The sequence below is a fragment of the Alienimonas chondri genome (genome assembly GCF_013036045.1).
Classification (GTDB): domain Bacteria; phylum Planctomycetota; class Planctomycetia; order Planctomycetales; family Planctomycetaceae; genus Alienimonas; species Alienimonas chondri.
This window is the reverse complement of record NZ_WTPX01000039.1, coordinates 1-22925: the sequence shown is the minus strand read 5'-3', so window position 1 is coordinate 22925 and position 22925 is coordinate 1. Positions and strand designations below refer to the sequence as shown.

The window sequence follows — 22925 nt, the reverse complement described above, 5'->3', positions numbered from 1 at the left end:
GGGCGGTCGCATGATCGCCCGCCTCATTCATTGTGACTCTCGCCCGCCGCCTCCCGGCCCGCTCGAATCCGTGTCCGCCGCCGCATCGGTTATGAACGACGGCGCCGCGTACGGCCGCATGGATCGCCACGAGGTCGAACCGGCGCCGATTCGACCTTACTCCGCGTGGCGTGATCTGATCGCGTTATTGCTGACCGGGTGCGGATGCTTCAGCATCCTCTTCGTGCTCGGCCTGACTGCGGCGATGTTCGGTCCGCCGCTTGCGCAACGGATTGCCCCGTGGCTGACGGTGCCGATTCTTTTCGCGATCGGGATCAATCTCGCCCAGTGGTACTTCTTCAAGAGACTGAAACGAGTCGATCGGTACTCCCTGTTCCGGGCGAAACACCGGATTCGCGCCGCTCGCGGGAAGGGGATGGACATCGAAGAGTTGGCCCGGCGCTGCGGTCTGACAACTCATCTCCTGCAGAACCACGAACCGAAGTACCGCGAGGCGGAGATCCCCAAGCGGTCCGGCGGGGTGCGGCGACTGCACATCCCCGACCCGGCGACGATGGACCTGCAACGCACGCTGCTCCGCAAGGTGCTGGCCAAACTGCACGCCGACCCGGCAGCCTGCGGGTTTGAGAAGGGGAAGGGGATCGTCGATCACGCCGCCCCGCACGTCGGCCGGGCGGTCGTGATCACCTGCGACCTGAAAGACTTCTTCCCCTCGGTCACGGCGAAGTCTGTCGATTACTACTTCCGCCGCATCGGCTGGAACGCGGAGGCTGCGGCGCTGCTCACCCGCCTGACGACGCATGCGGGCGAGGGGGGCGAGCCGGGCTTGCCGCAGGGGGCGCCGACGAGTCCGCGGCTCTCCAATCTGCTGATGCACGGCGTGGACTACGCCCTCGCCAAGTCCGCCGCCCGACGTGGGTTCCGCTACACCCGTTACGCGGACGACCTCGCCTTCAGCAGCGCCGAGGACGACTCGCAGGCGGTCCGCGAACTCCTGCAGCAGATCGACCGGGTCGTGAAAAGGGCCGGCTTCCGGTTGAACCCCCGCAAGACCCGCATACTGCGTCAGCACCAGCGGCAGATGATCTGCGGGTTGGTGGTGAACGACCGCCTGAACCTGCCCCGCAAGGTGCGACGCGAACTCCGTGCCGCGCTGCACCGCCGGCGGACCGGAATGCACGCCACTTACACGGACGAGCAACTCGCCGGATGGGCCGGCGTGCTGACGATGGTGGCGCGCGGGCCACGTGCTGAACCCGGTGTTCCCCGCGGTGTCGGTTGATTCGCCATGTCTGAACCGACCGCCGACCCGCTGCTCGCCGTGCTCGTCCGCCGCTTGCGGACGCTACCGACCTTCCCGCCAAGCGGGCGGCGCTGCTCTCCAATCGCCCCGGCGCCCGCGCCTGTCGGTTGCACCACGCGCCGGCAACGGCGGGCACGGACTACGAAGTCGTTCTGAAGGCGTTCGAGCAGGTCTTCGGCCGCCGCTCCGGCGAAGGTTCTCTGCGAACTGATCTGACCCGGGCGGTGTCTCGCCCGGCGTGCTTCGTCGCGGTTCGATCGGACCTCGGCGGGGGAGGCGTGGGCGGTCCTTCCTTGCTTTCACCGGGAGCGGGAACGCCGCCGGGGGTTTCGGCCTCCGGCGGGCGCCCGCTTAGAACAGGACCGTCGGTTTCCTCCCTCGTCGTTTCTCTTGAGCCACGGCGGCACGGGCGGCGCTCCCCGGCGGTGACGGCTAGTCTCGCGGGATGAGCGAGTCCTCTGCCGATTCTCGATGGCTCTCCGCGGGGCAGGGGATGCCGCCGGCGATGTTGTGGGGGTTCTCCGCGGACGCCCCGCTGATCGCCGTCCGCGTCGCCCGGGAGGGCGGCCGCACGCTGGTCGCCGACCAGGGCGGCGGGCTGTCGATGCTCGATGCGGCCGGGCGGGTCGAACATCTGCAACGGGGATTGAAGGATCTGTCTTCGTTGGCCTTCGCGGACTCCGGGACCGCGGCGGCGGCGGCGTTCGGGGCGGACGTCCTCGGCTGGGTCGAGCCGGACCTGCGGGTGAAATGGCGACTGCCGATGCCGGCGTCGATCACCGCGCTCGCGGTCGATCCGCACGGCCGGCACGTCGCGGTCGCCCTCTCCAACGGGGACGTGACTGTCTACACCAACCGTCGCAAGCGGTTGTCCCGGTTCACCGCGCTGCGGCCGTTGGATCACCTGCACTTCCTCGCCACCCGTCCCTTGCTGGTGGGAGCCGCGGATCGGGGACTGATCGCGTCCTACGATCTCCGCGGTCGGCAGCAGTTGGACGTGAAGACGTGGGCGAACTGCGGCGACCTTGCGGTCACCGGCGACGGGACGCGGATGGCGGCGGCGGCGTTCAACCTCGGCGTGCAGCGATTCGACGGCAGCGGCCGGGTGAAGGACACGCTGTCCACCGGCGACAGCCCCGCGAAAGTCGCGATGGCGTTTCGCGGCTGGGGACCGCTGGCGGTCGCCACGTTAGAACAACAGCTGTTCCGCCTGACCGCCGCCGGCGAGGTCGACTGGGCGGCGCCGGCCCCCGCGGCGATCACCGACCTCGCCCTCGATGCCGCCGGCAAGCTGATGACCGTCGGCTTCGAGACCGGCCGCGTCGTGCGGCTGGAGTTCTTCACGGAGGGATAAGCAAACGCCTCGCCCGCTGCGCGTCTCCTCGAACCGTCCCCCGCTTCGCCGTCGCCGCCAGGCGGCGCGCTTCTGTGAGCGGGCGCGCCGCCTGGCGGCGACGGCGAAGCGGGGCAAACCGCTCTTGCCGGGCGGCGTCCGTTCGTCCTAAACCGCCGAACTGCCCCGCGGCCGAAGGTTCGCGCCCGTGGGATCGGACATTCACTCTCGGCGAGAGCCCGGCCATGACGCCCACCGCGACTCCCGCAACCGCTCCGCAGACGCCCCGCGCGAATCGCGAGCCGGGCACCGATCAGCGCCTGCCCCGCCGCGTGCGGTGGGGGCTGGGTGCGCTGCTGATCGGGGCGCTGGTCCCGGTCGGGTGCGACGTGGTTCCGCGGAACCGGCTGGTCGAAAGTCGACAGACCGCCGGCCAACTGCGCGACGAAGTGCTGACCGCGCAGGCCGAGCGTGACTCGATCGCGGCCCAGTACGAAACGGCGACCGCGCTCGCCGAGCAGGAACGCGCCGCCCGCCTCGCCGCCATGCAGGAGCGGGACGCCCTCATCGCTCAGACGCAGCAGAGCGAGCACATGGCCGCGAAGCTGCAGGCGGGCCTGGATATCGCCAACCGGCGACTCGAAAACCTCTCCGGCGAACGCGGCGAGTTGCAGGGCAAATACATCGGCCTGCTACGCGACGTCGGCTCCGGCGACAGCCCGCTGTCCGGCTCCGCGACGGCACGGTTCGAGGAACTCGCCGCCCGCTATCCCGACTTTGATTTCGACCCGCTGACCGGCATCAGCAAGTTCGGCCCGAACGTGCTGTTCGAAAGCGGCAAAGCGGAATTGAACCCGAACGCGGTCCCGCTGCTGCGTGAGTTCGCGGAGATCATGTCCTCGCCCGAAGCCGAGGGGCTGAACATCCTGATCGTCGGCCACACGGACGACGAACGGATCGCCGGGGCCGCCACGAAGCAGAAGCACCCGACGAACTGGCACCTGTCCACGAACCGGGCGAACGAGGTCGCCACGACGCTCTCCGCCGCCGGTCTGTCGGAGCATCGCATGGGCGTCGCGGGGTACAGCAAGTACCAGCCGGTCGTCCGCAACCGCGACGATATGAACCGCGCGATGAACCGCCGCGTCGAGATCTACGTCCTTGCCCCCGAGGTGAAGGTCGCGGGGGCGATGTTCCCGACGCGGCTGTGAGTTTGGCGTTCTGAGCCCCGACCGTCAGGAAGGGGCCCCTCTCGCCGGTTTGGGCTGGATTCGAGCGCCGAACAGCTCCTCGGCGGGCGATCTCGATCGTGCGATTGAGAGCGGCCCCTCCCTAACGGTCGGGGCTCGGCGGATCTTCAAGCGATGCTGTGCGGAAACGCGATCACGTCCCGCAACGCCGTCGCTCCGGTCAGCCACATCACGAGGCGATCGAAGCCCAACGCGACGCCGCTGCACCGCGGCAGGCCGTGCTCCATCGCCGCGAGCAACCGGCTCTGTTCCGGCAGCGGTTCGAGACCGTGGGCGACGCGCAGTCGGTTCTGCTCCGCATTCCGGGAGCGCAGTTCGGCCGGGTCGGTCAGTTCCTGATAGCCGTTGCACAGTTCGACGCCGTCCGCGTACAGCTCGAACCGCTCCGCGACCGGCGGACGGCCGGGGTCGCGGCGCACCGTCGCCAGCGCCGCCTGCGACGCGGGGTAGTCGCACAGGAAGCACGGTCCTTCGGTCGCTGAGGTTCCGAGATTCGGTTCCACAAGCTCCGCCAGCAGCACGTTCAGCAGTCCGTCGCGGTCCTGCTCGACCCCGGCCGGCAGCGTGACGCCCCGATCCTGGGCGAGCGACAGCAGATCCGCCGCGGTGAGATCCAGCACCGGCGTCCCCGCGAACCGGGCGAAGGCATCGTCGTAGGAGAGGAGAGAATAAGGCGAGCGGGGGGCGTCAGCCCCCTGAGCGTCACGGCGGGCGCTCATTTCAACATGCTCAGGGGGCTGACGCCCCCCGCTCGCCAGTTCTCGAATGAGGGCTTCCGTCACCGCGACCTGATCGCGCCACCCGTCGCGTCCTTCTCCCACGCCGTACCACTCGGCCATGGTGAACTCCGGGTTGTGGCGGGCGCCGATCTCGCCGTCGCGGAAGACCCGCGACAGGTTCCACACGCTGCCGTACCCCGCCGCGACGAGCCGTTTGAGGTGGAACTCCGGCGAGGTTTGCAGGAACCGCGGCTCGAATCGTTCCCGATGGGTCGGATCGGGATGCACGCGGGTGCGCAGCGGTTCGAGGTGGGCGTCGACGACGACGTCCCCGCTGAGGACCGGCGTGTCGACTTCCAGATAGTCGCGCTCCGCAAAGAACCCCCGCAGCCGCGCCGTCAGCGCCGCCCGCGTGCGGAGCGCCTCGAGCGTCGCGGTGGGACGGAAGTCGTTCATTCCGGCGAGCGGGGGGCGTCAGCCCCCTGAGTCTCGGCGGCGGGTTCATTCAAGCGAGCCGTGCTCTCCTCCAGCGACCGCCACGTCAGGGGGTTTTCATACGTCAGACGGCCGTCGAGAAATCGCAACTCTGCAAGCACTCGGTCGCTCTCACCGGCTTCCAGCCGGGTCTCGGCCGCCTCACGGAACGGCTGCAACCGCACCGCGTATTCCTGCCCCAACGTGAACCACTGGTGCCAGTAGCCCGCGATGCCGCCCGTCCACGCCGCCCCGGCGATCAGCGTCAACACCGCCGGAATCCGTAACCACCGCAGGCCCGCGGCCTCCCCATAGAGCCACGCTCCCGCAGCGGCGAGCAGCACGATTATGAGAAGCGCTTCCACGAGCGGCCACCGGGAGGGCAGGGGCGAGACTGATCACGGTACTCCACGCCTCCCCCGCCCTCCTCCTCAGAGGGCTGACGCCCTCCGCTCGCCGGTTAGTTCCGGGAGTCGTCCGGGGCGGTCACGAGGCGGGGGACGGGGTTGTCGGCGAGCCAGTCCCGCAGGGTGATCAGGCCGTCGAGGTTCGTCCAGACGGCGGGGAAGTCCGCCCCGGCGGCCCGGACGAGCTGCTTCAGAGCCGAGAGATCCGCCAGCGCCGTCCTGGCGCCCCGCAGATCGGCCGTGGCGGTGCTGGCCTCCGCTTGCACCTCCGCCGTCTCCCGGATCAGTCCCTCTGCGGAAAGGCGGGCGGCGTCCCACGCAGAGCGGATCGCCGCGAAGGCGTCCGCCTGCTCGGACATCAGCAGCGCCTGCGAGTTGATCGCGTCGCGGGCCTCGGCGATTTGCGGACCGCTCCCGGCGACGGCCCGCAGCACGGCGCCCGCTTCGTTCGCGGATTTGCGGGCAGCTCGCGTTTCCTCCAACGCATCCGAGACCGCGACGGCGACGGTTTGCGAATGAATCGCGGTGGCCTCCGCATCCCCCAGCGCCAACTCCGCCCGCTCCCGCAAGCGGGCGGACCGGGCGAGCGCGGCGTCGGCGGCGCGCCAAGACTCGTCCGCCTCTTTGACCGCGGCCCGCTGCGCCCGCAGGTCCTCCAACAGCGTCGCGACGTCCCCGCTCCGACCGCCGGCCGCGGTCAGGGCGTCCGCGGAACGACGCAGCTGCGCCACGTCCTTCTTCAACGCGTACAGGTCGGCCTGCACCGCCCGACCGGCGGTGTACTGACCGAACGCCAGCCCCCCGGCGAGGCCCAGGGCCAGCATCACCCAGGCCATCCCGGACGGCTTGGCGGAGGCGTGGTCCGACGAGCGCGGCGGGGCGCCGGCGGGAGCATTCGGGGCGGCGGCGGAACGCATGGCGACGGGGCGTGCTGCGGAGAAGAACGTTGAACCTGCGGTCGGTAAGGGTCGGCACGGCGACGGTCGCGGGTTTTGGGCAAAAGGGGCGGATCGGGCGAAGTCGGCCGTGGCGAGGCGGGTTTGACGATCCGTAGGGTCGAGACGGCCAAGGCGAATCGGCTGAAGTTGCGACGCCCCGGGCCTTCCTCCTCGAACCGAAGTCCCGCCGTGCGCATCGCCTGCCTGTCCCTCGCCGCGGCGTTGCTGGTCTGCATGGCGCCGACGCCCGCGAATGCTCAATGGCATCCCGGACCGGGGCCGGGGCTGGGCTATGGCGGACCGGGGCCGGATTTTGGTGCGCCGGGGCCGGGCTATAGCGCGCCGGGGCCGGGTTTTGGGGGCGCCTATCGCTCGCCGTTCCCGCCGTCGGCGTGGGGCGGGCCGGTCGCGCCGGGGTTCGCTCCGCCGGGGTGGAGCCCGTACCCGGGCGTTCCGAACGTCCCGCCGACTCTTCAGGAGCCTCGGACGACTCCGACCTACGTGCCGCTCGGGCAGTCGCACATCGCCCGGCCGGACCCGTTCGGCCCGCCGGTGCGGATTGAACCGCGGGCGAAAGAGGTAGCCGTCGGCGGCGTGACGGCGCGGCGATACGACTACTCGTTCGACGTCTCCCCGCTGCCGGCGCCGGGGTACGATCGGGACGACGGCGCCGGGTTCCCCGGGAACAGGGCCGGATGGTGAGCCGGCCGGCGCCGTTCCCGCCCCCCGATCGCTGGGGAGCCGGGAAGGTTGGACCGACGTCTCAGCCACGCTATCTTCGGAATCACTCGACGCTCTAAGGGTCGGGCCGCGTGCGGCCGACCGTCTCCCGTTTTTCGTTTCCGGCGCCTCACCCCGTGCGTTTCTCCCTCATCGACCGGGTCACGGCGGTGCGGCCGGGCGAGAGTATCACGGGCGTGAAGTCGCTGAGCCGGGCCGAGGAGTATCTCGGCGACCATTTCCCCGGCTTCGCCGTCATGCCCGGGGTGCTGATGGTGGAGGCGATGGTGCAGGCCTCCGCCTGGTTGTTGCGAATCACCGACGACTTCTCCCACGCCAACATCACGTTGGCGGAGGCGAAAGCGGTGAAGTTCAATTCCTTCATCACCCCCGGCCAAACGCTGACCGTCACCGCCGACATCCATAAGCGGGACGGCGACCTCACCACCTTGAAGACGATCGGCACCCGCGACGGGGTGACGTGCGTCTCCGCCCGGCTGACGCTGCGGTGCGAGAACCGGGCCGACCGGCCCGACGCGAAGTCGGACGCCGCCGCCAAGGACGACGCTCTCCGCGACTGGTTCCGCAAGGAGTGGTCGGAAGTGTACGCCGCCGACAAATAGGCTCTCCCGGGCCCCTCGCCCGCGGGGCGTCCCGCCCGCTGATTCACTCGTTCTCCCCCTGATCGCCCGGCTCCGCCCGGCGCCCGACGGATCGCATTCTCATGGCTGACTCCCCCTTCATCCCCAAGCCGTTCGAAGGCCGCACCGCGTTGGTGACCGGCGGGAGCCGGGGCATCGGCCGGGCCTGTGCGGAGATGCTCGCCGCGGGCGGGGCGCGGGTCGGCGTCGTCTACGCCGGCAACACCGCCGCCGCCGACGAGACCGTCGCCGCGATCGCCGAGGCCGGCGGGACCGCCGAAGCGTTCCAGTGCGACGTGACCGACAACGCCGCCGCCGCGGAACTGGTCAAGAAGGTCGTGGACGACTGGGGCCAGCTGGACATCCTCGTCAACAACGCCGGCATCATCCGGGACGGTCTGTTCGCCACGATGAGTCCGGAGAACTGGGGCGCGGTGATCGATACCAACCTGACCGGCGTCTACAACTTCTGCCACGCGGCGATCATGCCGATGATGCGCGCCCGCTACGGGCGGATCGTCAACATGAGCAGCGTCGCGGCCCACTATTCCAACCCCGGCCAGGCGAACTACGCCGCCAGCAAGGGCGGGATCGAAGGCCTGACCCGCTGTTTGGCCACGGAGATCGCCAAGCGGGGCGTGACGGTGAACGCGGTCGCCCCCGGCTTCGTGCAAACGGACATGACCGAAGCGGTCCGCAACGCCGCCGGCGACGTGATCACCAAGGCGATCCCGCGGAAACGACTCGGCAAGCCGGAGGACATCGCCCGGGCGGTTTGCTTCCTCGCCGACGAACGCAGCGACTACGTCACCGGCCAGACGATCACCGTCGACGGCGGGCTGACGCTCGGCGGGATGTAGTCGAAACTCTTTCGGAACGGAGGGAGTAGAGTGGATGAGGGCGGAACCGTGGACGGGGTAGGCCGTTGCGAGTTCCGCCGCTAGACTTCCCGACCCCGCGGGTCTCGGTCCCGCGTACGATCGACAGAATCACCCCAACCCGGATCCGCCCGCGGCGGTCACGGACAGACCACGGACACTCACCGATGCCGATGACCCGCGACGACATTTTCGCCAAGGTCTCCGACCGCCTCCAGGACGCCTTGGGCGTCGACGAGGACGAAGTCACCCCCGAAGCGACCCTCACCGGCGATCTGGGAGCGGAGTCCATCGATTTCTTGGACATCGTCTTCCGCTTGGAAAAAGCCTTCGGCATCAAGATTCCCCGCGGGGAACTGTTTCCGGAGAGCCTCACCGCCGCCGACAGCAACTTCGTGCAGGACGGCGTCGTGACCGAGCAGGGTCTCGCCGAACTGCGGACGAAGATGCCGCACGCCGACATCGATTCGTTCGCCGACGATCCGAAGGTCGAGAACATTCCCGAGCTGTTCACCGTCAACATGATCGTGAACTTCCTCGACGCCCGCGTGAACGCCTGAGCGGTTCGCGATCCCGTCGCCCCTCGCCCGGCCTCGCCGGGTGACGGCGGCGGGCTGCGTCGCTAGAGTCTGCGGTATGCGCTGGATCTGGATCGATCGTTTTACCGAACTCGTCCGCGGGGAACGCGCGGTCGCCATCAAGTGCATCTCCCGGGCGGAGGATCACCTTCAGGATCACTTCGACGGCGATCCGCAGTTGCCGGCCTCGTTGATGATCGAGGGCATGGCCCAAACCGCGGGGATTTTGCTCGGTCACGCCAACGACTTTGAGCATTTGGTGATCCTGGCGAAGATCCCGAAGGTCTCGTTTCACCGGGTCGCCTATCCCGGCGACGTGCTGCGGTACGAGGCGATCGTGCAGACGTTGGGGGAGCAGGGCGGAACCTGCACCATCGAGGCGACGCTCGACAACGGCCCCGAGGCCGGCGCCGCGGTCGCGGAGGCGGAGATTCTGTTCGCCCACCTCGATCCCGACGATCCGGACTACAAGGGCGCCGATCAGCGGAACTTCGTGTTCACCAGCAACCTGTTGCAGGTGATGGACTGAGCGGCGCGGCGGACGCGGTTATCCTTGCGCCTCCGCCGGTTTCCGGCGCGCCCTCTCGCGAACCGTCCGCCGTCGTATGGCCGCCAGCATCTACGTCGCCAGCGCCGAAGCCGGGGCCGGCAAAAGTCTCGTCGCGTTAGGAGTTTGTGAACTGGCTGCCCGCCGCGGCGGGCGAGTCGGGTTCTTCCGGCCGATCGTGCGGCACGACGGCGCCCGCGATCCGTCCGTGCGGTTGGTGGTCGATCGCTATCTGAAGGACGTCGATCCCGAATCGTTGGTCGGGTTGAATCGGGCTCAGGCCCGGGCGTATCTCGCGGAGGACCGCGTGCCGGAACTGATCGCCACCGTGCTGGCGGAGTTCCGCGCCCTGCGGGACGGCCCCGCGGATGCCCAGGGCGGGCCGCGGGAGCCGGACGACCTCGTCGTCGTGGAAGGCACAAGTTTTCGCGGGTTCGCCCCGACGCATGAATTCGACCTGAACGCGGATCTCGCGGCGAACTTCGGTTCCGCCGTGCTGCCGGTGTTCACCGCCCGCGGCAAGACGCCGGCCGACCTGCGGGACGCGATCGCGATCGCCTTCGACCAGTTCGGCGACCGCGGCTGCGAGGTGCTGGCCGCGATCGTCAATCACGTCCCGGAGACGTGGGATGCGATGGCGCGCGGGTCCCTGACGGCGATGAAAGCCGACGGCCCGCCCGTCTGGCTGCTGCCGGAGGACCCGCGATTGGAGCGTCCCTCGGTGGGCGAGATCGCCGCCGGACTCGAAGCGCAGTGGCTGTGCGGACCGGGCGAGCCGCCGGGGAAGGACGCCCCGTTTCGCTTCGACGGAGCGGAACGGCCGGCGGGACGCTTCGTGGTCGCGGCGATGCGGGTGCCGCACTTTCTGGAGCATCTAACGGACGACGCCCTCGTCGTCACCCCCGGCGACCGCGACGACATTCTGCTGGCCAGTCTGGCGGGCGAGAAGAGCCGGACCGGGCCGAACATCGCCGGCGTCCTGCTGACAGGCGGCCTGAAGCCCGACGGCGCGGTGGCGAAGTTGGTGGACGGCTTGGCCGGCGTTCCGGTGCTGGGCGTGGCGACGGACACCTTCACCACCGCGACGAACGTCTCCGCGGTCCCGGCGGCGCTCTCGCCCGACGCGCCTGGCAAGATCGAGGCGGCGTTGGAATTATTCGACGCGCATGTCGATACAGAGACGCTCTCCGAGGCGATCCGCGTGTCGGACCCGCAGCGGGTGACGCCGCTGATGTTCGAATACGACCTGCTCCGCCGCGCCGCGGCGAATAAAAAGCGCGTCGTCCTCCCCGAGGGTACGGAGCCGCGCATCCTGCGGGCCGCGGAGACGATCCTGCGGCGCGGCGTGGCGGACCTGATCCTCTTGGGCGATCGGGCGACGATCGAGGGTCAGATCGCGGAGTTAAAGTTAGACGCCTCGCTTTTTGAGGGGGTCGCGATCGAGAATCCGGCGACCTCCGAGCGGCTCGATGACTTCGCGGCGGAGTATCACCGGCTGCGTGAGCATAAGGGCGTCACGCCGGACATCGCCCGGGATCGGATGACGGACGTGAGTTATTTCGGCACGATGTTAGTCCATCTGGGGTTGGCCGACGGCATGGTCAGCGGATCGGCCCACACGACGGCCCACACGATTCGTCCGGCGTTCGAGTTTATTAAAACGAAGCCGGGGGTGGGCGTCGTCTCCGGCGTGTTCTTTATGTGTCTGCCGGACCGGGTATTGGTCTACGGCGACTGCGCTGTCGTACCCAATCCCACGGCGGATCAACTGGCGGAGATCGCGACGACCAGCGCCGACACGGCGAGCCGGTTCGGCGTCGAGCCGCGGGTGGCACTGTTGAGTTATTCCACGGGGGAAAGCGGAACCGGCGCCGACGTGGACCGCGTGCGGGAGGCGACCGGCAAGGCGCAAGCCGCCCGCCTGGATCTGCCGATCGACGGGCCGATTCAATACGACGCCGCGGTCGATCCGCAGACCGCCGCCTCAAAACGTCCCGGCAGTCCGGTCGCGGGCAGGGCGACGGTATTGATCTTTCCGGATCTCAATACCGGCAACAATACTTATAAGGCTGTGCAGCGGAGCGCCGGCGCCGTGGCGGTCGGGCCGGTGTTGCAGGGGTTGAACAAACCCGTGAACGACCTCTCCCGCGGCTGCACCGTGGCGGACATTCTAAACACCGTGGCGATCACCGCGATTCAGGCCCAGGCCGCCGAGGCGGAGAGACCCGGGGCCGCCGCATGACGGTCGAACTGCTCAGCGGCCGCTCGCCGCTCGTGGACTGCTCCTATCTCTCCGGGGAGCGGACGCGGATGGGGGTGAAAATGTTCATCGACATCAGCGGCGAGCATTACGCAGAACTGCTGGCCCGCGGATGGCGTCGGCAGGGACTTAGCTTCTTTCGCGCCGAATGCCCCGCCTGCAAGAAGTGTCGCAGCCTGCGGGTGGACGTGAAGGAGTTCCGGCCGACGAAGAGCCAGCGCCGCTGTCGGAAACGGAACGCCCATATTCGCGTCGTCGTGCGGCCGGCGGAAAGCTCGCAGGAGCATGCGGATCTTTACAACCGCTGGCACGAAGATATGAGCGAGCGCCGCGGCTGGGACGGCGACGTCACCACGCCCCGGCAGTACCGCGAAAACCTCGTCGGTCCCGGTTATGAGTTCGCCAAAGAGTTCGCCTACTACGACGGCGATCGACTGGTGGGCGTCGGCCTGGTGGACGCCGTGCCGGGGGCGTTGAACAGCATCTATTTCTTCTACGATCCCGCCTGGCGCCCGCTGGGGCCGGGGACGTTCAGCGCGTTGTCGGAGATTCAATACGCCCAAGAAACCAGCCGGGACTGGGTCTACCTCGGTTATTGGATCCCGGAGAACGCCTCGATGGCCTATAAGAATCGGTTCGCCCCGCACGAGATCCTGACCGAGCGCGTCGGCCTCGACGAGGTTCCGCCGTGGCGCTCCGCCGATCCTGAAGGGGCCGATTCGGGCCGGGAGACGCCATGACGCCCACCGGCCGGCTGCTGCTGCTCTTCGGACTGTGCGCGATCCCGCTGGCGGCGGGCGCCGCGTCGGCTCCGTGGGCGGATGTCGGGTTGCTCGCCGCGGCGCTGCTCGCGGCGGCGGCGGCGTGGGACGCTTTCCGGTCGCCCGCCCCGGCGAGCGTGCAGGTCGAACGGGAGGCCGCGGAGATCTTCAGCGTCGGGGCTCCCAACCCCGTCACATTGCACCTGACGAACCGCGGGACGACGCCGATCACCGTGGAGGTCGACGATTCGCCGCCGACCCCGAGCGCCGTCGACGGCCTCCCCGCGACGGTCGCGCTCCCGGCGGGGCGAACCGGCGAGGTGATCTACCATGTCACGCCGCACCTGCGGGGCCCGCGGGCGTTCGGGCGGGTCTTCCTGCGGAGCCGCACCCGCTGGGGGCTGTGGGAACGGCACGCTCAGGTGCGGGAAGAGCGAACCGTGCGGGTCTATCCGAACGTCCGCGCGGTGCGGGGGGCCGAGCTGTTGGCGCGTCAGAACCGCCGTACCGAAGGCGTGCGAGCCAGCACGCTGCGGGGACGGGGGCGGGAGTTCGACCGGCTGCGCGAGTACGTGCGCGGCGACGAGGTCCGCCAGATCGACTGGAAGGCGACTGCTCGCACCGGCGGGCTGGTCTCCCGCGAGTACACCGTCGAACGGAATCAGTCCCTCCTCCTACTCCTCGACAGCGGCCGGGCGATGTGCAACGCCACCGACGGGGTGACGCACTTCGACCGAGCGTTGAACGCGGCGGTGCTGCTGACGCACGTCGCCGCGGGGCAGGGGGACACGACCGCGTTGATGGCCGCGGGGGCGAGCACGCGGCGCTGGGTGCCGCCGGTCCGCGGGGCGGCGGGCGTGCGGTCGCTGGTTCGCCAGACCTACGACCTCACCCCCCGCTACGAGGCCAGCGATTACGGGGCGATGGTCCGCGAGGTCCGCACCCGGCACCGGCGGCGGAGCCTCGTCGTGCTGCTGACCCACGCGACCGACGACGTGCAACTGGCGGAGATCGCCCGGCACGTCCGCCCGCTGCGCTCGCCGCACTTGGTCCTGGTGGCGTTACTGGAAAACACCCCGCTGGCGGAGCGGGCCGCCCAGGTGCCCGCCGACGGCGCCGCGGGAGAACGGGAGGCGTTCCGCATCGCCGCCGCCGCCGAACTCCGCGCCCGGCAGCGCCGACGGGCGGCCTCGCTGGCGGCGGACGGCGTGCTGGTGGTCGAGGCGACCCCGGAGAACCTCAGCGCCGCGGTCGTCAGCCGGTACCTCGAAGTGAAGGCGAAGCACCTGCTGTAGAGGCCTCCGCCGGTCAGCAGCGTGCGTTCAGAGCGTCGCGGCGACCGCTTTCAGATGTTCGAGGCTCAACCGAGCCGTTTCGACGGGGCCGGGGCCGTCGGCGAAGACTTCGACGCTGACCCAGCCGTCGTAGCCCGTCTCCTTCAACGCCCGCAGAATCGGGGCGAAGTCGGTGTCGCCCATGCCGGGGCCGAGCAGGTTCGCGTCGTTGGCGTGGAAGTGGGCCGTTTGCTCCGGGAAGCGGCGGATGATCTCCGCAGGCGCCTCCGCTTCGCCGCCGACCATCGCCTTGACGTCCTGATGCAGTCGGATTCGCGGGCTGCCGATGCGGTCGGCCAGCGCGACGGCCTCGGCACAGGTGCGAAGGAAGTCCGTTTCCGAGGGGGCCAGCGGTTCGAGCGCCAGCGTCACGCTGCGTTCCTCCAAGCGGGGGGCGACCTTCGCGAGCACCTCGGCGGCGTGGTCGGTCGCGGTCTCGCGGCTCATGCCGGGTTCGAGATTCCGCTGCTGCGGCGAACCCAGCACCATCAGCGAACCCTCCAGATCGGCGCACAAATCGGTCAGCTCAATCAGGCGGTCCGCGGTGGCGTTACGGACCGCAGCGTCTGCGGTGGTGAGGTGAAACCCGACGGTCTTCGCCAGCAGCCAGTGCAGCCCGACGATGTCCAGTCCCGCGGCCTGCGCATCCGCCCGCAGGGAGGCGCGTTCGTTCGCGGAGAGGTCCGCCGGAGCCTCGGCGAGGGTGAAGGGGGCGACCTCGATGCCCGTGTAGCCCAGCGAGGCGATCAGGTCGCATTGCTCCCGAAACGTCCGGCCGGGGGCGAGCGTTTCGTTGCAGTAGGCGTAGCGAAAGGACATGACGACGAGGCGGGGTTCGGAGCGGCGCCGCAGTCTAACGAGCGACGCCAAACGGCGTCCCGACCCGCGATGCGGTCCGCGGCTTGGCGAAGCACGGTGTGGTCGTGCGGGTGGTTCGGGCTGCGCAAGGCTCGTCGCGGCGCGTGACGAGGAAAAGTGAGATGGTTCGGCAAAGTGGTGGGTTCAGGCAATGCGGGGGGTCGATGCCAAATGGGTCGGGACGGCTCCCCTGACTTCGCGGCCCAGGCCGCGAGTCGAGGGAGGCCGTTCACCCCCCAAGGAACCGCGTCCCTCCCACGGAAAGATTCCCTCATGAAACGGCTCATCGCCGCGGCGGTCCTCACCGCCGTTTGTTACGTCGCCCCGGCTGCTTCGGCCGGCCTCTGCGGCGCCGGCAGCCTCGGCTGCGTCCCTGATTCCGGCATCGCCGGCGGCGCCCACGGCGCCGATTGCGGCCCGGTCGCCGCGCCCTGCACTCGGACTGTGCGGGAAATCGTGTATGACACCAAGCAGGTGCCGTACACCCGCACGGTGCTTGATCGCGTGACCACGCAGGTGCCGGTCCAAAAGACCCGCCTGGTGTTGGATACCTGCTACAAGACCGTGAACTACACGGTCCGCAAGCCGGTTTACAACACCTGCTATAAGGACGTGAACTACACGGTCCGCAAGCCGGTTTACAACACCTGCTATAAGGACGTGTGCTACACGGTCCGCAAGCCGGTCTACAACACGACCTACACCTGCGTGAACTACACGGTCCGTAAGCCGGTGTACAACACCTGCTACAAGGACGTGTGCTACCAGGTGCGTCGCCCCGTGTACAACACGTGCTACAAGGACGTCTGCTACACGGTTCGTAAGCCGGTTTACAACACCTGCTACAAGACCGTGTGCTGCACCAAGTACCGCACCGTCACGGAGAACAAGACCCGCGAAGTCTGCTACACCGTCTGCAAGCCGGTCACCGAGACGAAGACGATCAACGTCCGCGTCAACGAGATGAAGACCGTCGAACGGACCGTGCCCGGCCCGATGGTTCGCAAGATCGTTCAGACCCCCGGCCAGTGCGTCTACGACGCTCGCACCTGCCGCTACGTCTACCAGCCCGGCAGCTGCCGGACCGTGTGCTGCCCGACCCCGGCCCGCACCGTTTGCGAACAGGTCTGCTGCCCGAAGGTCGTGCAGAAGCAGATCGAGTGCACCCGCTACGTCAACGAAGTCTGCCGCAAGACGGTTCCCTACACCGTCTGCCGTCAGGTGCCCTACACCGAGAGCAAGCAGGTTCCTTACACGACCTGCAGCTGGACCTGCGAAACCAAGACCCGCAAGGTGCCCTACACCACCTGCAGCTGGGTTTGCGAGACGAAGACCAAGAAGGTGCCTTACACCACCTGCAGCTTCACCTGCGAGACCCGCACCAAGCGGATCCCGAAGACGACCTGCAGCTTCGTCTGCGAGCAGCGGACCAAGCGGATTCCCTACACGACCTGCAGCTGGACCTGCGAACAGCGGACCAAGCGGATTCCCTACACCACCTGTAGCTGGACCTGCGAAACCCGTTGCAAGCAGATCCCGTACGTCAAATGCCGCAAGGTGTGCGAAACGGTCATGGTCCCCAAGACGACCTGCGTCCCGCGGACCGTCTGCCTGACCCGCACCGTGTGCGTCCCCCGCGTCGTCTGCAAGGAAGTCCCCGTCTGCCCGGCTCCGGCCTGCGGCCCGGCCACCGCTTGCGGCCCCTCCGGCTGCGGCATCCTGGGCGGCTTGCTCGGCGGCCTGCACGGCGACTCCTGCGGCCCGGCCGCCTGTGACGCTGGTTGCGACACCGGCTGCCTGTGATCGAAGCGAACGCGAACGGTTCCCCCCTGGCTTTCAGGACTAACGTCGGCCCGCCCCCCGTACCGGCGGCCGACGCGGACCGGGAACCGCCCGCATCGCTCCCCGAGCGTCAAAGCTCGACCCTAGTCACCGAAGCTCGACACTTTGAAGTCTCACCTCTGAGTCACACCTCGAACGAATCGACGGGACGGCCCGTCGATGGAGACTGAGGCGGCTGCACGCGGCGGCGGAGCGATCTCAAGACGGATCGCTCCGCCGACCGGGTGAACGGAGTCCGCCGCGTCCCTGAGTGAAAGGACGCCCCGCAGGCGTCCGCAGGTTCCGGCGACCCCGCCCGACGCGGCGGCGACTTGCTCCTCGGAGCGAGTCGCCGCCGTTTCTGCGTTGAAGCCCCGCGAAAAACGACGGGGCATCGCCTGTCACTTGGCGAGGTCGAACACGGCGAGCTGCGGCAGGTGATCGCTGAGCGCGAACGACTGCGGATCCGCCGGGTTCGTGCGGAACGCCCCCTCGAACAGCGGTCGCGATTCCACGATCTGCCCGGCGATCGGCCCCGCCGCCATGACGTAGTCGATCCGGCGAGTCGGCTCGTCCGCTTTGATCGTCAGCCCCTCGCCGGCGCCGACCTTCACGAACGTGTCGACCCAACCGGCGTCCGTCCACAGGCGGTGCTCGGCGACATCCGGCGTGTGATTGAGGTCGCCGATCAACAGCATCGAGCGGCCCGCGTTCAGATCCTCCCGCATCGAGGCCAACATCGCCGGGATCTCCCGCAGCCGCACGTCCGGTTCCGGGGCGGGGTGCAGATGGGCCGAATGGACAATTAGCGACTCGCCGCCGGGCAGCTTGACCGTCGCGCGGCCCCAATGCCGGGTGAACAGGTCGGCCGGCCGCTCCCCGCCGACGACGGGCGCGTTTTGCGGATCGACGATCTCGAACCGGGAGAGCAGCGTGCCCGGCCAGTTTCCGCCGCTGGGGAAGCGGACGTGGTGCATCTCCAACCGCTCGGCGATTTGCTGGACGACTTTCTCGTCGGGCGATTCGGAGAAGTTAATGACGTCCGGCTCATACAACGCGAGTTCCCGGGCGAAGCGATCCGGCATCTGGCCCGCGGCCGTCGCTTTCTTCACCATCGCCCGGTCCTTCGGCCAACCGGTGCACTCGTAGACGTTGTAGGCGATCACCCGCAGCGGCCGCGTCCGCTCTTCCTCTCGAGCGAACGGGTCGGCTCGGACGAACGGGGCGAGGCAGGTCGCGCCCAACCCGGCGAGTCCCGCGCCCCCGGCCCGCCGGAGGAACCGTCGCCGCGACGTGGCTGACGAAACGAGCGATGAGCATTCCGGGACGTTCATGGATCGACTGCGTTCAAGGATGACGGCGCTCCCGGCGTCACCGTAGCCGAACGACGGATCGCCGCGTACCGATCCATCTGCGAAGCGCCGATGGCCTACGGTTCCCGACCCGGTTGACCGGCTCGTCCGGCGCTCGCATCATCGAATCCCCTCGGGTTCCCGCCTTTCGACCCTTTCAACCCACCCGCCCCGTGACGGACTCTCCTGCGCCCGACGCCGGCCGCCGTAACTGGCTCGCATGGGCGGCCCGCGGGATGTACGCCGTCTGTGCCGCGGCGGTCGCGTGGCCCGCGGCCAAGTTCTTCGGCGCTCCGCTTTCGGCGCCCCCCGTCGGGCCGATTCGCGATCGGGCGGTAAAGCTGTCCGTCCTCACGCCCGGCGTGCCGAAGCTCGTGCCGATCACCGGCGAATCGGTCGACGCCTGGACGCGGCACCCCGCGAAAACCGTCGGCCGCGCGTGGGTGTTGCGCACCTCGCCCGCGGAGGTCGATCCGGCGGAGGCCGAGGTGAAAGCCTTCAGCAGCGTCTGCCCGCACGCCGGTTGCCAAGTCAGCGGCGCCCTGCGATCGGCGGAGGATGCGCAAGTCGAAGCCCTGCACTGCCCCTGTCACGGCGCCGTTTTCGCCCTGGACGGCGACGCCCTCCCGATGCCCGGCGGCGGGCCGAACCCCAGCCCGCGCGGGCTCGATTCGCTGAACTGCGAACTGGTCGAAGACGCGGGCGGCGACTGGTGGGTGGAGATCGAATACAAGCGTTTCCGGCCCGGCGTTGCGGAGCGGATCGAAGCATGAGCGTGGACACGCCAGAGGCAAGCTCTCCCATCGAGCCGGATTCGACCGCGACTGCGAACGGCCCCGGGCGCGTGCGGACAGCAATCACCGAACGCGGCGCGGCGGTCGGCGGTTGGGTCCACGAACGCACCGGACATCGCGGCGCCTTCGAGTGGCTCGCGGACCGCACCGTCCCCGGCGGCGCGCGGTGGCGGTACGTCACCGGGCCGGTCAGTTTGGGGCTGTTCATCGTGGTGTTCGTCACCGGCTTGGCGCTGATGACCGGCTACGTCCCCAGCGCCGACGCCGCCTGGTCCAGCGTCCACCACATCGAGAGCAAGCCGGGCGGCTCGCTGTTGCGAGGCCTGCACTACTGGACGACGCACGCCCTGATCGTCGTGTTCGCGATTCACCTTGCGCGGCTGATGCTCTCCGCGGCGTTCCGCTCGCCCCGGGAGCTGGCGTGGGTCAGCGGGGTGCTGCTGTTTCCCCTGCTGGTGACCGCCGCGGTGACGGGGAACCCGCTGTCCGGCAGCCAGAAGGCGTTTGATCAGGTGGAAGTCGAGGGCGCGGTGCTGGCCGGCGCCCCGCAGGTCGGTCCGCCGATGAAGCAGATGCTGTTCGGCGGTCCGCAGGCGGGTCATCTGACGATGACGCACTTCTATGCGCTGCACATCGCCTTCCTCCCGCTGGCGGCGGCGGGGCTGATTCTGTTCCACCTCTATCAGCTGTTGCGGTGGGGCACGGTGCGGCCCGAGGACCCCGTCGCCGGCGGTCGACCGGACACTGTCAACCACGCCCATCAGCCGGGCGAAACGCCGTACTTTCCGAATCAAACGATCCGAAACGCCGTCGCGTTCGCGGCGGTGTTCGGCCTGGTCTGGGTGATGGCGGAGCGGCATCCCGCGCCGTTGGACGCCCCGCCGGGCGGCGACGTCGAAAGCATGCCGCGGCCGGAGTGGTACTTCCGCTTCCTGTTCGAACTGCGGACCTATCCCCCGCCGGATCTCGACTTTCTCGCGACCGGCGTGTTGCCCACGCTGTTGATCGCCCTGTTGGCGGCGATCCCGTGGATCGACCGGCTCGGGCACCGAGTCGGCGCGGCGATGCGGTACCTGATCGTCTTCGGCGGTTTGGTCGCCTGGAGCGGGCTGACGATCATGTCGATGAGCCGCGATCAGGCCGACGAGCACTACCTCGAAGTGCGGCGTGCCGCCGCGGCGCGGGCCGAGCGGGCCTCCGAACTGGCCGACTACGGCATCCCGCCGGAGGGGCCGGCCGCCCTGCTGGCCGCCGATCCGAAGACCCGCGGCCCGGAACTCTTTCGCGCCCATTGCGCCGCCTGTCACTCCCACACCGGCCCGGCCGTGGAATCGTGGGGACCGGAGCACTCCATCGTCGGCAGCGAGTGCAATGCCGCAAACCTCGCCGGGTTCGGTTCTCGTCGCTGGATGCGAAACATGCTGGACCCGCAGCAGGTCGATTCGAAGACCTACTTCGGCTGCACGCCCTTTGCCGAGGGCGATATGACGGACTACGTGAAGAACACGTTGTGGGAGGGCGTCGAACCGGGCACGGTCGATGCCGAGGCGACGGATGCGATTCTTAACGCGGTCGCCGCCGCGGTCGCCGCGGAAGCGGGCGATCGGGTGCACGGCGGGTTGCCGATCGCGCTCGATCATGGGGGCGAAACGTTCGCGTCCGACGAACTCGCCGCGCTCGTCCAGCAGGGCCGCGCCCTGATGACCGGCGCCGACGGCGGCCTCCCCGGCGCCTGCACCGACTGCCACAACTTCGCCGGGGAAGAGTACGGCTATGCCGTCACCTTGGACGGTTACGGCTCGCGTCGTTGGCTCGCGGACTTCATCTCCAACCCCGGTCACGAGCGCTACTACGGCGATGAAAACGCCATGCCGGCGTACGCCCCCAACATCGGCGAAGACGGAACCGAAGACCCGTCGAACACGCTGACCCGCGAGGAGATCCTGCTGCTCGTCGACTGGCTGCGAGGCGACTGGCTGGGGCGGTGAGAGGCCTTAGCGCCCCCCTCTCCCTTGAGGGAGAGGGGCCGGGGGTGAGGGTGAGCGAGTCCTCTCACATGATCGTTCGCAGTTCGATCGGTTGCGTGACGGGTTGAGCGTTGGAGGTGCGAAGGCCGATTGGTCGGTGAAAGCCCCCTCTCCCCCGACCCCTCTCCCCCAAAAAGGGGAGAGGGGGGACCGGCTCACGCCCGGCCCTTCGGCGCCTCGACCGCGTCCAGAATCGCCGCGATCAGGGCGTCGGCGGTCACGCCTTCCAACTCCGCATCCGGCGCCGGGCGGACCCGGTGCCGCAGCACGGCGGGGGCGAGGTCTTTGATGTCGTCCGGGATCACGAAGTCCCGCCCGCGACAGGCCGCCGCGGCGCGGCCGGCGAGCACCAGACTCACGCCGGCCCGCGGACTCGCTCCGACCTCCACCCCCGGCCAGGACCGCGTCCGACGGACCAACTGGGTGATGTAGTCCGTCACCGCCGGTTCGACGATGACCTGCGACGCGGCGTCCCGCAGGGAGCGCACGCCCGCGGCGTCCAGAATGCGTTCGACGCCCAGCCCGATCGGGTCGCGCGGGTCGGTCCCGTTGACGTACAGGTCGAGGATCGACCGTTCCCCTTGGGCGTCCGGGTAGTCGGCCAGCAGCTTGAACAGGAACCGGTCGAGCTGGGCCTCGGGCAGCGGGTAGGTGCCCTCCTGCTCCAACGGGTTCTGCGTGGCGAGGACGAGGAACGGATCGGGCAGATGACGGGTCTCGCCGTCGACGGTCACCTGACGTTCCTGCATCGCCTCCAGCAGTGCCGCCTGCGTTTTGGCGGGGGCGCGGTTGATCTCGTCGGCGAGCAGCAGGTTCGTGAAGACCGGACCGGGGACGAACGTGAACGCCTTCTGTTGCAGGTCGTAGACGCTGTGCCCGGTCACGTCCGCGGGCATCAGGTCCGGGGTGAACTGGACGCGGCCGCTGTCGCAGCCGGCGACGTGCGCCAGCGTGGTGACCAGCAGCGTCTTGCCGAGGCCCGGCGGGCCTTCGATCAGCACGTGCCCGCCGGCGACCAACGCGATCAGCACGCCCTCGACCAGGTCCGGCTGACCGACGACGGCTTTGGAGATCTCCGCGACGGACGCGTCGAACTTCGCCCCCACGCTCTCCGCCCCCGCTTCCGCGACGGACGGATGAGGCGCGGTCGCATCGTCTCCGGGGACCGCCTCGCCCGTCGGCGCCGCGACGGCGGCGGGCGGGGGATCGGGGCGAACCGGCTCATCGGCGGGGGAGAACACGATGGGCTCTCCCGCGGCCGGGGAATCGGTCGAGGAACCGTGCGGGTCCGGGGCGTCGGTCACGCGGCGATCACGGTCTGGAAACGGGACGGAGACCGGCAGAGTCGCCGCGGCGGACGTGCACGGCAACCGAGGCGCCGGTTCCTCCGCGGCTCGGTCCTCAATCCACGGCTTGAAAGCGATCGCCGCTGTCGGCGGCGGGGACGTTCAGCGCCCGCTCGTTCGACCGCCGCGGATCGACGCCGGTGCGGGCGGCCTCCTCCTCGGCGGCTTTCTTCGCGGCGGCCTTTTGCCGACGCAGCAAGTCCAGCGTGCGACCGAAGTCTCGGGCGATCCAGACCGCGGCCAAACAGATCGTCCCGCCCAGCCCGTAGTGGACGGCGGCGCCCCACACGCTGGTCACGATCAACGTGAGGCCCAGCCCGAGGCTGACGAGGCACATCAGCACCTCCATCACCAACCGGGTGCGGGTCTGTTTCCAAGTCGATTCCATGACCGCGCTGCGGGCGCTGGTGTTGGCGATCGCCCGCAACTGCCGCATCTCCTCCCGCAACTTCTCCTTGTCCACCCGGGGGCGGGGCAGAGAGGGCGGCGGGGGTAGCGGCGTCGGCGTCTCCGCGAGGTCGGCCCGCCCATCGGGAGCCGCGGTCGGCGCCGTCGGCGGCGCATCGGCCGCGGCTCCCGATGGG

At 69.2% G+C, this 22925-nt stretch carries 20 protein-coding genes and 1 pseudogene; 14 read left to right on the top strand and 7 right to left on the bottom strand.

Features of this window, described 5'->3' with window-relative positions:
* Nucleotides 1–70: 70 nt before the first annotated feature.
* From LzC2_RS22180 to LzC2_RS07965, 3 genes are all read left to right on the top strand, one after another.
* Nucleotides 71–1282 (top strand): reverse transcriptase family protein, encoded by a 1212-nt coding sequence (locus LzC2_RS22180; protein WP_171185611.1) that lies wholly within the window; start codon nucleotides 71–73, stop codon nucleotides 1280–1282.
* A 466-nt stretch (nucleotides 1283–1748) separates the two neighbouring features.
* Nucleotides 1749–2657, top strand: coding sequence for a YncE family protein (locus LzC2_RS07970; protein ID WP_171185610.1), 909 nt, complete (start codon nucleotides 1749–1751; stop codon nucleotides 2655–2657).
* Nucleotides 2658–2881: 224 nt separating this feature from the next.
* Nucleotides 2882–3847 carry an OmpA family protein gene (locus tag LzC2_RS07965; RefSeq protein WP_171185608.1) on the top strand — a complete coding sequence of 322 codons (966 nt, stop codon included), beginning with the start codon at nucleotides 2882–2884 and terminating at the stop codon, nucleotides 3845–3847.
* 146 nt (nucleotides 3848–3993) lie between these two features.
* Here the strand turns inward: LzC2_RS07965 and epmA are convergent, their stop codons facing one another.
* From epmA to LzC2_RS07950, 3 genes are all read right to left on the bottom strand, one after another.
* Complete coding sequence (gene epmA / locus LzC2_RS07960) at nucleotides 3994–5061, bottom strand: EF-P lysine aminoacylase EpmA (RefSeq protein WP_171185605.1); 1068 nt, start codon at nucleotides 5059–5061, stop codon at nucleotides 3994–3996.
* Nucleotides 5058–5444 carry a hypothetical protein gene (locus LzC2_RS07955; RefSeq protein WP_206678612.1) on the bottom strand — a complete coding sequence of 129 codons (387 nt, stop codon included), beginning with the start codon at nucleotides 5442–5444 and terminating at the stop codon, nucleotides 5058–5060. The genes epmA and LzC2_RS07955 overlap by 4 nt, the downstream gene beginning before the upstream one ends.
* A 95-nt stretch (nucleotides 5445–5539) precedes the next feature.
* Nucleotides 5540–6403 (bottom strand): hypothetical protein, encoded by an 864-nt coding sequence (locus tag LzC2_RS07950; RefSeq protein WP_171185602.1) that lies wholly within the window; start codon nucleotides 6401–6403, stop codon nucleotides 5540–5542.
* A 210-nt stretch (nucleotides 6404–6613) separates the two neighbouring features.
* Between LzC2_RS07950 and LzC2_RS07945 the strand changes: the two genes are divergently transcribed.
* From LzC2_RS07945 to LzC2_RS07910, 8 genes are all read left to right on the top strand, one after another.
* Nucleotides 6614–7126 carry a hypothetical protein gene (locus LzC2_RS07945; RefSeq protein WP_171185600.1) on the top strand — a complete coding sequence of 171 codons (513 nt, stop codon included), beginning with the start codon at nucleotides 6614–6616 and terminating at the stop codon, nucleotides 7124–7126.
* 155 nt (nucleotides 7127–7281) lie between these two features.
* On the top strand, nucleotides 7282–7767 hold the full coding sequence (locus LzC2_RS07940) for a 3-hydroxyacyl-ACP dehydratase FabZ family protein (RefSeq protein WP_171185598.1): 486 nt from the start codon (nucleotides 7282–7284) through the stop codon (nucleotides 7765–7767).
* A 101-nt stretch (nucleotides 7768–7868) separates the two neighbouring features.
* Nucleotides 7869–8645 carry a 3-oxoacyl-[acyl-carrier-protein] reductase gene (fabG, locus tag LzC2_RS07935; protein WP_171185596.1) on the top strand — a complete coding sequence of 259 codons (777 nt, stop codon included), beginning with the start codon at nucleotides 7869–7871 and terminating at the stop codon, nucleotides 8643–8645.
* A gap of 185 nt (nucleotides 8646–8830) precedes the next feature.
* On the top strand, nucleotides 8831–9223 hold the full coding sequence (locus LzC2_RS07930) for an acyl carrier protein (RefSeq protein ID WP_171185594.1): 393 nt from the start codon (nucleotides 8831–8833) through the stop codon (nucleotides 9221–9223).
* 76 nt (nucleotides 9224–9299) lie between these two features.
* Nucleotides 9300–9770, top strand: coding sequence for a 3-hydroxyacyl-ACP dehydratase FabZ family protein (locus LzC2_RS07925; protein WP_171185592.1), 471 nt, complete (start codon nucleotides 9300–9302; stop codon nucleotides 9768–9770).
* 76 nt (nucleotides 9771–9846) lie between these two features.
* Entirely contained in the window at nucleotides 9847–12030 is a 2184-nt protein-coding gene (pta, locus tag LzC2_RS07920; protein ID WP_171185590.1) for a phosphate acetyltransferase, read from the top strand.
* The gene (locus tag LzC2_RS07915) at nucleotides 12027–12788 is read left to right on the top strand and encodes an arginyltransferase (protein WP_171185588.1); all 762 of its coding nucleotides are present in this window, start codon (nucleotides 12027–12029) and stop codon (nucleotides 12786–12788) included. The genes pta and LzC2_RS07915 overlap by 4 nt, the downstream gene beginning before the upstream one ends.
* Nucleotides 12785–14104, top strand: a complete 1320-nt coding sequence (locus tag LzC2_RS07910; RefSeq protein ID WP_171185586.1) for a DUF58 domain-containing protein — start codon at nucleotides 12785–12787, stop codon at nucleotides 14102–14104. The genes LzC2_RS07915 and LzC2_RS07910 overlap by 4 nt, the downstream gene beginning before the upstream one ends.
* Before the next feature lie 27 nt (nucleotides 14105–14131).
* Here LzC2_RS07910 and LzC2_RS07905 read toward each other — a convergent pair whose 3' ends face one another.
* Nucleotides 14132–14962, bottom strand: a complete 831-nt coding sequence (locus LzC2_RS07905) for a sugar phosphate isomerase/epimerase family protein (protein ID WP_171185584.1) — start codon at nucleotides 14960–14962, stop codon at nucleotides 14132–14134.
* A gap of 312 nt (nucleotides 14963–15274) precedes the next feature.
* Between LzC2_RS07905 and LzC2_RS07900 the strand changes: the two genes are divergently transcribed.
* On the top strand, nucleotides 15275–16804 hold the full coding sequence (locus LzC2_RS07900) for a hypothetical protein (protein ID WP_171185583.1): 1530 nt from the start codon (nucleotides 15275–15277) through the stop codon (nucleotides 16802–16804).
* 419 nt (nucleotides 16805–17223) lie between these two features.
* Here LzC2_RS07900 and LzC2_RS07895 read toward each other — a convergent pair whose 3' ends face one another.
* Entirely contained in the window at nucleotides 17224–18156 is a 933-nt protein-coding gene (locus tag LzC2_RS07895; RefSeq protein ID WP_171185580.1) for an endonuclease/exonuclease/phosphatase family protein, read from the bottom strand.
* 191 nt (nucleotides 18157–18347) lie between these two features.
* Between LzC2_RS07895 and LzC2_RS07890 the strand changes: the two genes are divergently transcribed.
* Both LzC2_RS07890 and LzC2_RS07885 read left to right on the top strand, forming a co-directional pair.
* Nucleotides 18348–18947, top strand: coding sequence for a QcrA and Rieske domain-containing protein (locus tag LzC2_RS07890; protein ID WP_206678611.1), 600 nt, complete (start codon nucleotides 18348–18350; stop codon nucleotides 18945–18947).
* A 71-nt stretch (nucleotides 18948–19018) separates the two neighbouring features.
* Nucleotides 19019–20956, top strand: a complete 1938-nt coding sequence (locus LzC2_RS07885) for a cytochrome b (RefSeq protein WP_171185578.1) — start codon at nucleotides 19019–19021, stop codon at nucleotides 20954–20956.
* Nucleotides 20957–21150: 194 nt separating this feature from the next.
* Here the strand turns inward: LzC2_RS07885 and LzC2_RS07880 are convergent, their stop codons facing one another.
* Entirely contained in the window at nucleotides 21151–22236 is a 1086-nt protein-coding gene (locus LzC2_RS07880) for an AAA family ATPase (RefSeq protein ID WP_171185625.1), read from the bottom strand.
* 160 nt (nucleotides 22237–22396) lie between these two features.
* Nucleotides 22397–22925, bottom strand: a pseudogene (locus LzC2_RS07875) (hypothetical protein); the annotation flags it as partial.